Genomic DNA, 15,101 nt, shown 5'->3' with positions numbered 1-15,101 from the left:
AAACTATTTTTCTGAGTTTTCTTTACGAACTCTAGGTTGACGTGGTTTTGCAACTCTTTCTTGAGCGTTGTTTGCGTCTTTTGTAACTCTTTTTCTTCCACGTGCTTTTGCTTTATCATCAGCTTTTTTGTTATATCCTTTTTCTGTATCAAGGTTAATAACTAGTACTCTTCAGATATCTTTAACGATATTTGAACGACGTGTAAATTCAGCAATTGCATTTCCTTCAGCTTCAACTAAAGCTAAAACGTATTGAGCGTGTTTTGATTTGTTAATTTCGTAAGCAAGTTCGTTTTTTTCAAGTTTTTCAACTTTAGAAACACCTTTCCCAAAAACTTCTGTTAATAAGTCGTTTAAAACTTTAACATCAGCTTTAGGGTTTACGATTGACATAATTTCGTATTTGTTCATTTTTTCTCCTTATGGTCATTTCTGGGCTATATTAGCCAAGGAGTATTGCTATATACTCTTGTATATTATACAAGAGATATTGTTTTTTTACTGCGTCTGTTATTTTTTTAAATAACTAGGTTATAGGCATTTTATAAATTATTTTTAAAAATAAAGAAAATATAGCACGATTAAATGCTATATTTCGTAAGTGTTATTCTAAGGTAAATGTTTGTGTAACATCAACAAACTTTTTATTAATTTCTTGTTGATATTTAACGATTAAAGTTTTCTTTTCTGCATCAAATTCACCATCTAAGTATTCTTTTCCATTTTTCACTGTAAATTTGATGTCACCTTTTTTAATTCCATCTGCAAATAGAATAATTTTATTTTTATCTTTAAATTGACCACCTGATGTTATTCCTAAATAATATTCATTTTCATTTTTGCCATAAAGTTGGAATAATTTACCAACTTTTTTGATTGATGAGGCTTTTGCGTTGGTAATTTCACTGACATTTGCAAATATGCCACTTACTTTGTTTAAAGTAAACGCTGTTCCTTGTACAACTTCTGTTTCTGGTTTTGGTTGTTCAGGTTCGGGTGCATTTTGTTTTAAGCCTTCTAACACAATAACAAATGTACCAACTTGAGCTTTAGCAGCTTCTTCATCAGTTGTTTGGGTATTTGGAGAAGCTAGCATGTAAAGAGCATTTGGTTTAGTAATTGTGTCAAATGTTACTGTTACTAATAATTTTCCTTCAGCATCTACTGCTTCAATGTTTGTTACTCTTCCATTCATTTTTGCAAGCATATCTGATGTAATAGCAAATTTATCAGCTTCATTTGATCCAACTAATGTAACTTCTTTTGTATCTAATACAATTTGTTCTGGGCTAATTTCAGATGGCAGCACTTGGTCTAATGCTTTTCCTAATTTTGCAACAGTTTTTTCTACATCTACAGCATATGGTTTATTAGCACCACGTCCATAGAAGTTTGAAATAGCTTTGGCTGAAAGCACTGGAGTTGGTAATTCATTGACAGTAACTTTACTTGTTTCTGATGAAACATCACTTTTATCTTTAAAAGCAAAAATGTAATCTCTAGAATATCTGTCTAAATATATTACAGGTTCTAAAACAGCGCTTTGTGTTTTAGGATCGCTTGAAATAATGTTGTTATCAACTTTAATTTCAACACTTCCTTCTGGTGAAGTTACTTCTACAAGAGCTAATTTCTTTAGACTGTTTTGTTCATATGTACCATGTAAGAATTTGTAAGCCTTCGTCATTCCTTTTGTGTTATCAGGTTGAATTTTAACTTGGTCTTTATTTATATTAGCTACTGGTTTAATATCTAATGCTTTGAAAATTGCATCTGCACTAGCCTTTGAAATAAATCCAGCTACATCATAGGTTTTTTCAATTGTCTTAGTATCACTGGCATCTTTTTTAGATGTAACCTTAATGGTGTATGTGATTTCATTAATTCCATTTAGCATTTTAGCCTTTAAAGCTTCTTTTGCTTCTGGACTTAATGCAGATTTATTGCTTAAAGCATCTGCGTAAAATACTGGATCAATTGCTTCAATAATATAGTCTTTATTTTCAGCAAATTTAGGTGCAACAAAGTCTGCTTCAGTAGCACTAAAAGCTGTTTTCTTGCTTGCAGCTTCCACTAGAGTTGGAACTGCTTTTCCCATAAGAGCTTCAATTTCAGCTTGGTCTAATTCAGCTGCTTTTTTGATTTCATCTTTCTTTAATTTTAAATTATCAACTAAAGTTGCAAGGTTCATTGTTTCTTTAACTAATAATTCTAAGTTTGATTGCACTGAAGCTTCTAATGCTTCATATTTAGCTTTTAATGCAGCTTTAACAGCATCATAATCTTTTTGGTCAGGTAAAAGGTCATGTGCTTTTTTAGCTGCTGCTTCTTTCATTTCAGGTAAAAATTCTTGAATAGTTGCAAGTGCTGCTACTGGAGATTCACCTGATTTAATTTTCATTGCTTTTGCCTTTTGAGCAATAGCTGTGATTTGATTTTTAAAGAAATCACTCATTTCAGCACTTAATGCTTCTAAATTAGCTACATTCTTAGTGCTGTCATTTGTTTTTAATGTGTCAAATACTGCTTTAGCCACTTGACCAAAGTCATCTGCCTTAGCAGTAAGCGCATTTGCTATGTCTTCAATAATTGCATTCATTTTGTCCGCATTAATGAAGTCTTTAATTGTATTTATCCCGGTTTCAGATTTTTGATTTATTGCGTTTTGTAATGCATCAACTAATACTTTATTTAGAACTAAAGCTACTTGGTTATAGATGCTTGCTACCATTTCGTTTTCACTTGCTGGTAGTACACCTTCTACAGCCTTAAGTACACCTAAACTTTCTTTTGCTAAACCTTGAGCTACTGAAGTTGCATAGCTTGTTATTAATTGTTTTTGTTCTTCTGATAAAGCATTTGTTTTACTATTAATAATTTGGCTATAACTTGCTGAAACAGGTGCCAAGATAGTATTAGCTACTTCTTCTGCACTTTTTCCAGCTGGAGTAACTGGTTCAGGTTCTGGCACTACTGGTGTAGGTTCAGGTTCTGGCACTGGTTCTGGAATTGGCTTAGCAGCTTCAAATTTAATTTGTACTGTTTTAACTTTAGAAAAGGCAAAAACACCTGCAGTAATTTGCTTGTTAACTCTAAAGTGTAAGGTGATTGTCTTGTTAGCTGCATCTACTTCAACTTTAATTTCTGATGAAGGTAGAACAGAAACTTTTTCATTTTCTTTACCTTTATTTATTGTTTTTGAGAAAATAAATTCTTCTGCTCCAGATAATCCTAGACCTGATTCAGCGTCAAAGACTCTATCTGTTTTAGATGTTATTTCAGCAAAATCATTTTTGCCTTTGCCACTCTTGTAGTTTAAAATTCCACCTTTAAAGTAATATTTAATAATTTTGTTGTTTTCTAAATATTTAAATAATGCATCTATTTTATCTGCGTCAGTAATTGTTACAAATTTTGGTTGAGCTTGTTCAAGTTGATCAATCGCACTTTGATCCACTTTTGCGAAATCAGCAATAACAATGTCTTTTGTAACTTTGTCTTCTGGTTTCGCTTTATTTGCGAGTTCAACTGTAAAAGTAATTTTTCCTTCTGCATTATTAGCTTCCATTTTAGTTACTTTTACATCGTATTTATCTGTATCAACACCTGTAATTTGAGGTTTAACTTCAAAAGCTGAAGCGTTAGCATGTGCTTTATAGTTGTTACTAAATTCATCTAAAGCTAATACAGCTTTATCTAACTCAGCTTTTAAAGCTGCTTTTGCTTCGTCAGTTGAAGGAGTATCTGATCCCGGGTTATTTCCTCGGATTTCCTGGTTGTGGAGTTGGATTTACTTCAGGAGCTGTTCCTAGCTTTGGCTCAGGTTGAGACGCTTCTTCAGCTAATTTTAAGCTGTTGATTAAGTCTCCTAAACTCTTAGTTTCCTTAATTAACAATGCTATATTGCTTTTTACTGAAGCTTCTAATGCTTCATATTTTGATTTAAGAATTGCTCTTACAGCCATGTATTCATTTTCACTTGTTAGTAAAGCGTGAGCTTTGTTGGCTGCAGCTGTCTTAAGTTCTGGTAATAAACTTTTCAATTGATCTAGAGCAGCTGATTGAGATGTTCCTTCTGCAAATGATATGTCTTTAACTTTTTTAGCAATTTCTGCTACTTGTGTTTGGAAGAATTCTGTCATTTCAGTTACAAATGTATCTAATGTAGCAATGTTTTTTGTACTTTCTTCCATTTTTAATGATTCGAAGATTGATTTTCCAACATTAGCAATTGTTTCAGCATTTGTGCTTAAAACATCAGCAACATCGTTTTTAATTTCACCCATTTTTGTAGGTGTTAAGTATGCTTTAATTTGGTCAATACCAGTTGTTTTCGCTTTTGTTTCAATAGCGTTTTTAAGCATGTTAACTAGTACGTCATTTAATTTAGAAGCAACTTGTGTATATAATGTAGTTACAGTTTCATATTGTGCTTCAGGTAATACTCCTTCCACTGCTTTAAGTACAGCGACAACTTCAGTTCCTAAACCATTTTGAACTTCTGTAGAGTAAGTTTCAATTTTAGACACTTGGTCTGCACTTAATTTGTAATCTTTATTATCTACAATTGCTTTATATGCACTAGCAATGCTTTCGCTAACAGCATTTTTAGCATCTTGTTCATTTGTTGATGATACTGATGGAGCAATATATTTAATTTTAAATCCATCCAATGTAGCTTCTAAAGTAACTTTTAAGTCTTTAAAGCTCTTTGATTGAATTGTATAGCTAAATGTTAATGTTCCTTCTGTATCATTTGCATCAAGTTTAGCAACTGGTTTTGCTTTTGCATCCTGAGTATCATCTGTGTCGATTGCTACAGTAAATAATGATTTATTGTATCCTGTAAATATAATATCTGATGCTTTAATTGATGAAGCATATACTTCGCTCTTATTGATTGTATCTACTAAAGATACTCTAATATTAGTTTTAGCTTGTTGTAATTTACTTTGTTGATCTTGATAATTTCTTTGGTTTTTGTAAATTACTGATGGAATTGCAACGGCTGCAGCACCAATTCCAAGTCCCCCAACTACTACTAATAAAAATTTTCCGACTTTTGACATTTAATTGTCCTTTCAACTTTTAATAAGTTTTATTTTTCATTTTTGATTGATGCAAGTATCTGTTCAATTCTTTGGCCATTTTTTGATACTTCATCTAAGTAAAAGTGTACACTTGGTACCTTTCTTCAATCAAGTGATTGAGAAAGCACCTTTCTTACATATCCTGAGGCATTATTTAATGCTTCAAGCCCTTTTTGCTCATTGTTTAAAAATGAAACAAAAACTTTTACATGTGATAAGTCATTAGAAAGCGATACATCCATGACTACTGGATCAATTACGTTAGTATTAGTGATATCATTTGCAACAATATCAGCAATTAACTGTTGTAATCTCGCTTCTTTACGTTTTAAATTGATTTCATTCATATTTTAATTATAAATGTTTTTTAACTAAATAGCCTTTAAAATGGTGTTTTTTATATTCTTATTATCTAAATTAACAATATAAAAATTAAAAACAACATTAACTTGTTTTTAAGCTAATTGTTATTTTTAATTTGCTAGTTTAATTTAATGTAATGGTTTGCTTATATAATTTTCCAACTTGGTTGCTTAATTTAAATTTGACTATTAATTGTTTATTTTCTTCATCCAAAATCGCATCTAAGAATTTGTCATTTCCTTTAGGATTAGTGGTTAAAATTGAGTCTGCATCAAGTTCGCTATTGTCTTTTATCACTAATACCTTGTTGTCGTTTCCTTGACCATTTGAAGTAATTCCATAAAAGACTTTGCCTTTTTTACCAGCATACTTTTGAATAGCTCCACCTCTTGATTTAAATTTATCTTTTTTATTATTTCATAAAGTAAGAATATTTTCAAAACTCATATCTGGTTGAAGTGCAAAAATTTCTTTTTCTTCATATGCAGCTTCTTCAGGTGCAGGAGCAGCTTTAAATCCACCCTTTTTGACTACAAAAGTAGCATTATTGAACTGATTTACATCTTGGCTTTGTTCAATACCTTTACCTAAATATATTGTTCCATTTGGATCATTATTTGGGATTGTGTTAAATGTAAATTCAACATTAATGCTTCCTTCATTATCATTACTTTTAACACTAGAAATGTGTAGATTTGATTTTGAGACAAAATCAGATGAAACCATAAACTTATCAATTTGATTATTTGTTTTAGACATAACTTCTATGTGATTTACACTTAATGCTTTATTTAACATCTCTACTGTAACTTCACTAGGATTGATTTCATTTAATTTTTTGCCAGCTATTTCTTCTAATTTTCCTTTATCAAAATTAAAAGCTTGATATAAATTGTAGTTTGTTGCAATTGCAACAGCTGATAAAGCTCTTGAAGGTAAGTTTTTAAAAAGAACTGATGTGTTTTGATCACCTTCAATATATTGTTTTCCATTGCGGTAAGCAAATAGGGTATTTTGTGATTTATCATCTAGGTATAAATATGGTTCAATTCTAAGTTCATTTTTTGCAGGATTTACTGACAGTTTATTATATTCATAAGAAGCTTTCGCAATAGTTCCGGCTGTTTTAATGCTAATTGCAGCTTCTACAGATTTTGGATAATAAGGACCATAAATGAATTTATAAGAATTATTTGTTCCCTTAAAGTCTTCTCTAGTACTATCGATATCGATTAAAAGTTTTGACTTATCAATTTCAAAGTTAGAGTCATCTAATAAATTCATTGCAGCAGCAAAAATTTCTTTAGCTTTTGTTTCCGAAATATATCCACCAATTTCATATGAAGTGGTGAATTCTTTCGCAACTGAAGCATCTGCTTTAGATGTAACTTTAAAGCGATAATCAACCTTTATTTTTCCTTGTTTAAGTCAGTCATCTAGATGAACATATCTTTCTTCATCTTCTGGCATTGTTATCGAAATAACTGTTACATTTTCAGTTTCTGTAGGGATTAATTCAATATCATTTAAGTCTTGAACTTCAGCCACTCAAGCTGTTTTCTTTTCGTGTGCTTCTTCTTTTAATAAAGGAGCGGATTTAATATACTTTTGCACTAAGGCATCATTATTCAACTGTAAAAATTCATCATTAATTTTAACACTAGGTTTTTTATCTAATTCTAATCCTGGATTAGGTATTTCTTCATTTTTAGGTTTTTTGTTATCTGTTGAACCTTGAGAGTCTTTTCCATCCGCTGGGTTTTGTGTACTTTTTCCATCTTTCGGATCTTTAGGCTGTTTGTTAATTTGTTTTTCATTTTGACATTGTGATGCAACTAATGGTAAAGTTGTTAAACAAACTCCCGAAATAGTTGTAAGTAATAATTTAATTTTTTTCATTTTTCCTCCATAATTACTGACATTTTATTATATTAACATTACCAAAAAGGCTATGTAAAAGAGTCAGAATTGTGGAAAATTCCACAAAATGTGGAAAAAAGTGAAAAAAGAGTCATCTTGTTACCAAGATGACTTATATCCTCTGTTTTGTCTTGCTACTTATGTAGCAAAAATATTTTACCATATCCTTGGTTAGTGGAATGCTGAATTTTTATTTTTTATTTTATTCTATAAAATCAAGCCACTAGCAAAACATTTTTTCTAATAAAGCTTGCTTGATGTTGTTAAGCTTTTCAAGTTTAAGTTCTTGAGATTGAATAAGAGAGTCGAGATTTGAAAAGAATTGGCCAATTTTTTGTTGTTCAGCATAAATTGGGAAAGTTAAGGATACTTCAAGGAATTTATTTTTAGATATATTAAATCTGGAAATCCCTTGAGCTAATAAAATTATTTGTTTTCTAACCAGTAGACTTCTAAAAAGGTATGCTGAAAAATCTATGTTTATGTTTTCAAGATTTTTAGGTCTAAGTCCAAAACAAAAACTATTAAGATACACATTTTCAAAATTATAATTTCAAATAGAAGTCATTCCAACTTCCTCCGGTGTCTCAGATGAGCCAGTTACTAATATATCGCCCTTTATCAAATTATTTTGCTTAGAATGAATATTTACTTTTTCTAAATCATTCAGCTTTGCCATTGGATTAGAAAAAACATTTAAATATGTTACATAGTAATTTTCACCAAAAGAAAAATCTTCTTTTGCAACATTAGTAAGCCCGGAAAATGTTGTTACTAATTTTTTTAATATCTCTTTAGTTCATTCTTCTTCAAAGCCTTTAAATCTTATTTCTGGAGATTTTTGATTTTCTGAAGCAAACATTTTATTTAATAGCGATTGTTTTACTTCGTTGAGTTTTTTAAGTTTTAATTCTTGAGATTGAATAAGGATAAGTAAATTATTAAAGAAGTCTGAAATAGTTGATTGCTCATTTAAGGTTGTAAATTTTCACTTTGTATTTTTTAATCCAGAAGCATACATGTGCGATATTGTTGTGCCTGATATTATTGGAAATAATTTATATTTTTGAGCATTTATTTGATAACTGACAAATTGTGAATCAACATTATCTTTAATAGGCCTTGCGCAAATAATATCTCCACCTAATTTTACCCCATTTAACATTATCGCATTTGCTTGGGCAGTCCCGAGTGGAACGGTACTTGACCCCGGGAAAAGTAAGTCATTCTTTTTTGATATTAATGAAGTTTTTTCATTAGATGATAAATGTACTGCATTAATTACAGGACCATAGATAGTGTACAAGTGACCATATGCAATAGCTTTCTTATCATTTGAATAATAAAAAGAATCCTGCGATAAATTTGAACCTTTTAAAAAAGAATATAAAGAGCCTAACTCATATTCTACCCACTTTCCCTCAAACCCTTTAAATCTTATTTCTGGCACTAATTTTTCTTTTTGCATATATCTCTCCATCTCAAGCTAACTTGTTATAAATTAATTTTATCATAGCTAAATAATAAGTTACTAAAATGTACAAATTTTGTACCTAGATTAATTTAAAAATGTAAGTTCATATTTAGCAAAAATTACAACAATCATTATGTGCAAGTACTTTTGGATTAATGAGCTAAAAAAATTAGGGGAACAAAATTTCGCTTTTTCTTATATAATTAAGACATGAAAAAATTAGGAATTATTTTAGACTCATTTTGTGGTCTATATCAAGAAGAAGCTGAAAAGGCTGGATTTAAATTTATTCCATTACAAGTTGATATTGATGGAATCGTATACCAAGATGGATTAGAAAATAAAGAAGTTATTTTAGAAAAGCTTTCTAAAGCTACTAGTTTTAAATCTTCTAGTCCTAAATTAGAAATAATCAACAATATTGTACAAGAGGCTAGTGAAGAGTTTGATGACGTAATTTATTTTGGAATTAATCCAGGTATCAGTTCTACATCAAGTCATGTTCGTACAGTAGCAAATGATTATAAAAATGTTTATGTGTTCGAAAATCATTGAAGTGGTATTCAATTAGTTAACGCTGCTAAATATGCTTTAAGACTATACAGTGATGGATTATCAATGAAAGAAATTTTTGATTTATTACAAAAAATCGATGATTCATCAGCCACATTTTTAGTACCATTTGACATGAAATACATGATTCAAGGTGGAAGATTACATGGTGTTAAAAAGTTCATTATGACTAAGATCAATTTAATACCTATTTTAGAATATACTTCAGATGGAAAAGTAAGCCCTGTATTTTTAAAACGTACAGCTAATGGAGCAATTGCTAAAGCGATAGAAAAAGCGTACTTTTACAATGAAGGTGAAAATTTGGCAGACTACGAATTTAACTGAATGCATGGAATTGATTCAAATATAAACGCCGAAGTTGCTAAACAATGTGCGGAACTAGATATTAAACTAACTCATGAACAAATTACCTCAAGTGTTATTGCCATTCATACTGGCCCACAAGCTTTTGCTATTACAGTCATGCCTAAACTTAAATTAGAAAACTAATGCCTACAAACAATAAGAATAAAACAAAAAAAGTAAAAAAATCAAAGCATGAAGCCTTAAAGGCTGAAATGAAATGCAATAGTACAACTTCATTAAATGATAAACGTTTTACTAAATTAGTTGATAGTATCATTATTGAAAATCAGCAAGATGAGTTTGAAATAAAAAAATATCGCAAGAATAAGTGAGCTTACATACTTGCGATAGGTTCAATTATTGTAATAATTGCTTTAGTAGTTATTATTATACTTGCCATCATTTATAAATGAGCTGGCTAATGAATGAATAAAGCTGAATTATGATTAATTGGAAGTTCTACATAGACTAGCGAAACTAGTGCTGTTGAAATTATATAAGCTAATGCAACAAATATGATATATGTTGTGTTAGCTTTTATTTTATCTCGATCATAGATGAGAGAAACAACATAAGAACCTGTAGAAACATAAATATTAGTTGGGAATGATAAACGTAGCATTCATGAAGCTACAAGTAAAATAATATAAGTTAGCAATCCCGTGTATGTAGAAGATAAAATATAATTATTACTTTTTTTATTAATTACATATTGAATAATGAATGTTAATAAAGTAAAGACAAGAATAAAGCCACTGTCTCAACTTAATTCCTTGCTTTGTATTAAAGCAACATTTTTATATGAATTATTTAATCCAGGTCTTTTCTTTTTAATTAGTGCTCATATTAATCCGCCAATGATTCCTCCAATAAAATGCCCTAGGATAATTAGTCAGATATTGGCTACATGAATTTGAGTTTTGACTGGATTAAATACATATGTAAAAACATAAAAGAGTGTAACCATAGGGTTAACAATTGGCGGAATACTGTTATTAATTTTTTCATACATGCTCTTAGGTTCGAAAATTTGAGCCAGTATTCTTAAGACAGCAAATGAAATAAAAGCTGATGTTAATGTTGCTAATGCATAAAAGAACGGATATGTAAAATTACGATACTTGTATTTTTTAGCAAAATGGGTACATAAAAAAGACATAAGTGTTAAAAACGCAACACTAAAGAGTTCTGCTATAAAGAATTCTCAAATAAAGTTATTGGTTAATAAATATTGCACTTATGTCTCCTAAAATGATAGTGAGTTATTTTTTAGCTTGAGTTTTTGAATTTTGTTTCATGTATTTTGAACCTTTAATTACATAAATGATTCCTGAAATAACACTTAAAACTAATGCGATATAAATTGGTATGTTTAACACATACATAAAGCGATATTGTGTAACAAATCCGGTGTCGGTGTATGGTAATCAAATTAGCATTAATAATGTAACACAAATTCCAATTGATAAAATTAATGTTTTAATTTTACCTAATTTTCCAGCAGCAACTGAAACTCCAATTTTTGCTAGAAACATTCTAACACCATCAACAATAATATCACGTAAGATAAAGATGGCTACTGCTCAAAATGGAAGCACATTAATTACTCCAAAATAAATTAGCACTAAATTAGTCATCACCTTATCTGCAATTGGATCTCATACAATTCCAAAATCAGTGACTAAGTTTTGTTTACGAGCAATTTTTCCATCAAAGAAGTCAGTTATCATTGCTGCACCAAAAATTACTAAAATAAATGCTGTAATTATTGAAAATGCAATTTTATACCCTGTTTGGGTTAAATTTGCTAAATTTCCATTAAATTCAGATCCCTTAGATAAAGTGTAGTAGCCAGCAATCATTAATAAGAAGGCTGGAATCACTAGTATTAAACGAAGTAAAGTTAATTTATTTGGCTTGTTCATTGTTTTCAAACTCATTTTTGTACACTCCTCTTATCTTATCTTTAATTTCGTTTTCATCCTTAAATAAGGATTCAATTTCAGTTTTGTTGAATTCTTCAACTTTTTTTGCAAATTTATCTGGTGCTGTAGCAAAATATTCAAGATATTTAGCACCTTTTTTATCTCATAAATTAGCATTTAAATCTCTTAATGCTACTAAATTATGTTCGAGTTCATGATATTCGGCTGATGGAATTTCTTTTATATAATCACGGAATTCAGGTGATTTATATAAAGAAAGTACAACATTACGGGTATTTTTATTAATTTCACCCATTGAATATTTTCCAATACTTGGAACAAATTCTTCAAGTGTTGTGCGGTTAAGAACAACTAATTCGTTGATCATGATAGATAATTCATAAGCATAAACAGCAGCATTTTTGCTAATTTCAACCATTTGAGCTGCTGCTTTCTTTTTTAAACGTTTGTCTTTAATGTATTGGTATAAAATTCAACCAATAAATAACACCATTACGACAGCAAATAGTATCCAAATGGCTACTGTGGCATTCATTTGTTGCATATTTTTTCTCCTTTATTTTGTTATTTTCAATACTCATTTTGAGTCTTTTTTAACCACGAATTGCTTCATGATTTCGTCAAGTTGTTCTTCGGTATATGTTATTCCTTGTATCATTGCTGTATATAAATAATTTGAATATCCCTTGAAATCAAAAGTTGCTTTTGGTGTTACCTCAGTATATAAAATTTTTCCACCTTCTGATAAAGATTCGGAAATAGCAACTTCAGTATCAGCAACTTCTTGTTTAATTTGATTTAGATATTCTTTCATATCAGCCTTAGCTCTTAAGTAATTTTCAGCTAATAACTTTACTTTTTCGATGTCTGCTACTTTCATTAGTTCTCCTTAAATTCAACTCATAGCATGTGCAAATGCTAATACCCCAATATTTAATCCAAAGAAGATTAAAGTAGAAATAGCATCACTTAATGTAGCTAAAATTGGTGCTGACATAACAGCTGGGTCTTTTTTATGTTTAATTGCTACAAGTGGAATTACTGTTCCTAAGAATTTAGCAAAAATAACTACCACAAAAAGTGAAATTGAACTAGCTAGAATAATGAAGGAAATTGGCCCTCAACTCGCTTCTGTTCCATCACCATTATCTCTAAAACTTGGGATTGCGAAATAAATATAAAGTCTAGCTACATTCACTAAAAATAAAATTGAACCAATTACAGAACCAACAGAAATTTCCTTACGGATAACTTTTCAAATATCTTTATGTTCAATTTCGCCTAAGGCACTAGCCCGAGTAATAGTGGTTGATGATTGTGAACCAGCATTACCAGCTGACCCAGAAATAATCGGAATTAGTCCAACTATAATCCCGGTTGATACTGCTACACCTAATCCTTTAATAAAGTTTTCTGAGATATTTGAAAATTGTTGAATGATGTATTGAGAAAAGGTGGCTGAAATCATTAGAATAATTAGTCAAACTACCCGCGATTTAACTATTTGTAATAGTTTGGTTTTTAGATAACTTTCTTCGGCAGCTTCAGGGTTAATACCAGCAAGCTTATACATATCTTCAGTTGCTTGTTCTTGAATAACATCAATAACTGCATCAGAAGAAATCATCCCAATTAGACGATTATCTGCTGAAACAACTGGAAGAGTTGATCTATCGTGATCAGCAAAGATGTTAGCTGCATCTTCTTTGTTGTCATAAGGGTGCACTGTAGCAACTGCGTTATATAAATTATCTAGTGTTTCATTTTCATCGTCAGCGAAAACTAGTTCTTCTAAAGTAATATCACCGATTAAAAAGCCATCTTCATCTGTAATGTAAAAGTTGTGGCTAAGTTCAATATTGCTCTTATAGTCCTTTTTAATCTTTCTAATTGCTTTTTTAGCACTTCAGGTGTCTTTTAAAACTGAAAGGTCCACTGACATAATGCTTCCAACGTGTTCATCATCATATGAAAGCAAGTTATTTAATTTAGCTCTTTTTTCATCAGGAGTTTGAGCTAATATTTTTTTAGTAAAGTTAACTGGTAAGTCTTCTAAAACATCAACCAACTCATCACTTTCTAGATCTTGAAGAATTTTCATCCCTCAATCTTCAGTAAAGGATTTAGCAAGGTTAACTTTAGTAGTATCTTCTAAATAAGAAAATACTTCAGCTGCTTCTGCTGTTTTTAAGACTCTTAAAACATATAGTTGTTCTTCAGCAGTTAAGCTTTCAACTGCTTCAGCAAAATCTGCATATGGGTATTCTTCACACAATTCGCGAACTGCAATAATTTTCTTTTCTTTAATTAATTCAACTAAGTTGTTAATTAAAGATTCTTTTACTTCAGGAGTAAATTCCATTATTGTTCTTTCAAGTACTTAATTAATTGTTCTTGGAATTGTTCGAGTTTAACTGGTTGTATTATACTTCCTTTAAGGATTTTAATACTTCCATCTTCTTCTGATACCACGACTGTAGTAGCATCACATTGTTCTGAAATTCCCATTGCTGCTCTATGGCGTGAGCCATATTTTGAGTCTACACTTTTACGTGTGATCTTGTAAAAAGTAGCTGCGTAATAAATTTTGTTATCTCTAATAACTACTGCGCCATCATGAAGTGGACTAGTTTTATTAAAGATCGCGATTAGTAAAGAACTTGAAATGTTTGAGTTAAGCACAACACCATCAGTTCTTAAGTTATCAATATTGTCATTATTTTCAATAGTGATTAATGCACCTATTTTGTTCTTTGAAAAATATTCGACACTTTCTCTTAATTGGTTGATTAAACGAATTTGACTGCTTTTACCTAATTTTTCATATTTAGTCTTTTTAATCTTTGAAGCCACAAAGCTATAAATGTGTGGCCATAAGTAAAGACCTAAAATGATAAATGCTACAACTAAAACGATTGAAGCAATTACAATTAAAGCAGTAATTGATTGGCTTGAAACTGTAATTTCATTTTTACTTACAGCTTCAGCAAAATATTTAATCATTATAATCCCTTAACTAAATAAGCAATTAAGATAATAAGTATCATTACACTCAGTGCAACTGCTGCACCTAGAAGATTAAGAAATAAATCTCGCTTATATCAAGGCAACGCCTTTTGAGATGTCTTATATTCTTCCTTTTCATTTTCTTTTTGAGCGGAAAGAATGGCGTGTTGAATTTCTTGTTTACGGAATTCAACTAAATCAATATATTTTGTTTTTTTGGTTTCATTTGTTGTCTTTTCTGTGTCCATAAAACGCCTCCTTCTTTGTTTATTTAAATTTTAAATTTTTTTATTAAAAATAAAAACATTTAAATAAAAAGTTTATTTCCTCAAGAATTTCGACCTATTTACATAAATTCACCATTTGCAAGAGTAATAAGCG

The 15,101-nt window shown here is 30.2% G+C and carries 15 protein-coding genes; 2 read left to right on the top strand and 13 right to left on the bottom strand.

Annotation, left to right across the window (positions count from 1 at the left end):
* Positions 1 to 3: 3 nt before the first annotated feature.
* From rpsF to ACM0IS_RS01830, 6 genes are all read right to left on the bottom strand, one after another.
* Positions 4 to 411 (bottom strand): 30S ribosomal protein S6, encoded by a 408-nt coding sequence (gene rpsF, locus ACM0IS_RS01855; protein WP_416756610.1) that lies wholly within the window; start codon positions 409 to 411, stop codon positions 4 to 6.
* 193 nt (positions 412 to 604) lie between these two features.
* Positions 605 to 3,568: a hypothetical protein gene (locus tag ACM0IS_RS01850; protein WP_416756609.1), complete on the bottom strand. Its 2,964-nt coding sequence runs from the start codon at positions 3,566 to 3,568 to the stop codon at positions 605 to 607.
* A gap of 187 nt (positions 3,569 to 3,755) precedes the next feature.
* Positions 3,756 to 5,069: a lipoprotein 17-related variable surface protein gene (locus ACM0IS_RS01845; RefSeq protein WP_416756608.1), complete on the bottom strand. Its 1,314-nt coding sequence runs from the start codon at positions 5,067 to 5,069 to the stop codon at positions 3,756 to 3,758.
* 29 nt (positions 5,070 to 5,098) lie between these two features.
* Complete coding sequence (rbfA, locus tag ACM0IS_RS01840) at positions 5,099 to 5,437, bottom strand: 30S ribosome-binding factor RbfA (RefSeq protein ID WP_416756607.1); 339 nt, start codon at positions 5,435 to 5,437, stop codon at positions 5,099 to 5,101.
* A gap of 139 nt (positions 5,438 to 5,576) precedes the next feature.
* A complete protein-coding gene (locus ACM0IS_RS01835) occupies positions 5,577 to 7,352 on the bottom strand; it encodes a hypothetical protein (RefSeq protein WP_416756606.1) in 1,776 nt (591 codons plus the stop codon).
* Between the two features lie 244 nt (positions 7,353 to 7,596).
* A complete protein-coding gene (locus tag ACM0IS_RS01830; RefSeq protein ID WP_416756605.1) occupies positions 7,597 to 8,841 on the bottom strand; it encodes a restriction endonuclease subunit S in 1,245 nt (414 codons plus the stop codon).
* 216 nt (positions 8,842 to 9,057) lie between these two features.
* On the opposite strand from ACM0IS_RS01830, the gene ACM0IS_RS01825 reads away from it, so the two are divergent.
* Both ACM0IS_RS01825 and ACM0IS_RS01820 read left to right on the top strand, forming a co-directional pair.
* Entirely contained in the window at positions 9,058 to 9,912 is an 855-nt protein-coding gene (locus ACM0IS_RS01825; RefSeq protein ID WP_416756604.1) for a DegV family protein, read from the top strand.
* Positions 9,912 to 10,190, top strand: coding sequence for a hypothetical protein (locus ACM0IS_RS01820; protein WP_416756602.1), 279 nt, complete (start codon positions 9,912 to 9,914; stop codon positions 10,188 to 10,190). The genes ACM0IS_RS01825 and ACM0IS_RS01820 overlap by 1 nt, the downstream gene beginning before the upstream one ends.
* Here the strand turns inward: ACM0IS_RS01820 and ACM0IS_RS01815 are convergent.
* From ACM0IS_RS01815 to ACM0IS_RS01785, 7 genes are read right to left on the bottom strand one after another with little or no spacing between them, the layout of a single operon-like run.
* Positions 10,187 to 11,005 (bottom strand): hypothetical protein, encoded by an 819-nt coding sequence (locus ACM0IS_RS01815; protein WP_416756601.1) that lies wholly within the window; start codon positions 11,003 to 11,005, stop codon positions 10,187 to 10,189. The genes ACM0IS_RS01820 and ACM0IS_RS01815 overlap by 4 nt on opposite strands.
* A gap of 25 nt (positions 11,006 to 11,030) precedes the next feature.
* Positions 11,031 to 11,693, bottom strand: coding sequence for a CDP-diacylglycerol--glycerol-3-phosphate 3-phosphatidyltransferase (gene pgsA / locus ACM0IS_RS01810; RefSeq protein WP_416756650.1), 663 nt, complete (start codon positions 11,691 to 11,693; stop codon positions 11,031 to 11,033).
* Positions 11,677 to 12,258, bottom strand: coding sequence for an MHJ_0274 family protein (locus ACM0IS_RS01805; RefSeq protein WP_416756600.1), 582 nt, complete (start codon positions 12,256 to 12,258; stop codon positions 11,677 to 11,679). The genes pgsA and ACM0IS_RS01805 overlap by 17 nt, the downstream gene beginning before the upstream one ends.
* A 12-nt stretch (positions 12,259 to 12,270) precedes the next feature.
* The gene (locus tag ACM0IS_RS01800; RefSeq protein WP_416756598.1) at positions 12,271 to 12,594 is read right to left on the bottom strand and encodes a hypothetical protein; all 324 of its coding nucleotides are present in this window, start codon (positions 12,592 to 12,594) and stop codon (positions 12,271 to 12,273) included.
* 9 nt (positions 12,595 to 12,603) lie between these two features.
* Positions 12,604 to 14,076 (bottom strand): magnesium transporter, encoded by a 1,473-nt coding sequence (gene mgtE, locus ACM0IS_RS01795; RefSeq protein WP_416756597.1) that lies wholly within the window; start codon positions 14,074 to 14,076, stop codon positions 12,604 to 12,606.
* Positions 14,076 to 14,717 carry a diadenylate cyclase gene (locus ACM0IS_RS01790; RefSeq protein WP_416756595.1) on the bottom strand — a complete coding sequence of 214 codons (642 nt, stop codon included), beginning with the start codon at positions 14,715 to 14,717 and terminating at the stop codon, positions 14,076 to 14,078. Before ACM0IS_RS01790 ends, mgtE begins: the two co-directional genes overlap by 1 nt.
* Positions 14,717 to 14,968 (bottom strand): hypothetical protein, encoded by a 252-nt coding sequence (locus tag ACM0IS_RS01785; RefSeq protein ID WP_416756593.1) that lies wholly within the window; start codon positions 14,966 to 14,968, stop codon positions 14,717 to 14,719. Before ACM0IS_RS01785 ends, ACM0IS_RS01790 begins: the two co-directional genes overlap by 1 nt.
* Positions 14,969 to 15,101: the final 133 nt, after the last annotated feature.

The organism is Mycoplasma aquilae ATCC BAA-1896, assembly GCF_048074525.1.
Classification (GTDB): domain Bacteria; phylum Bacillota_I; class Bacilli_A; order Mycoplasmatales; family Metamycoplasmataceae; genus Mycoplasmopsis; species Mycoplasmopsis aquilae.
Note: the sequence above shows the minus strand (reverse complement) of the source record. Positions and strands in the feature narration are given on the sequence as shown.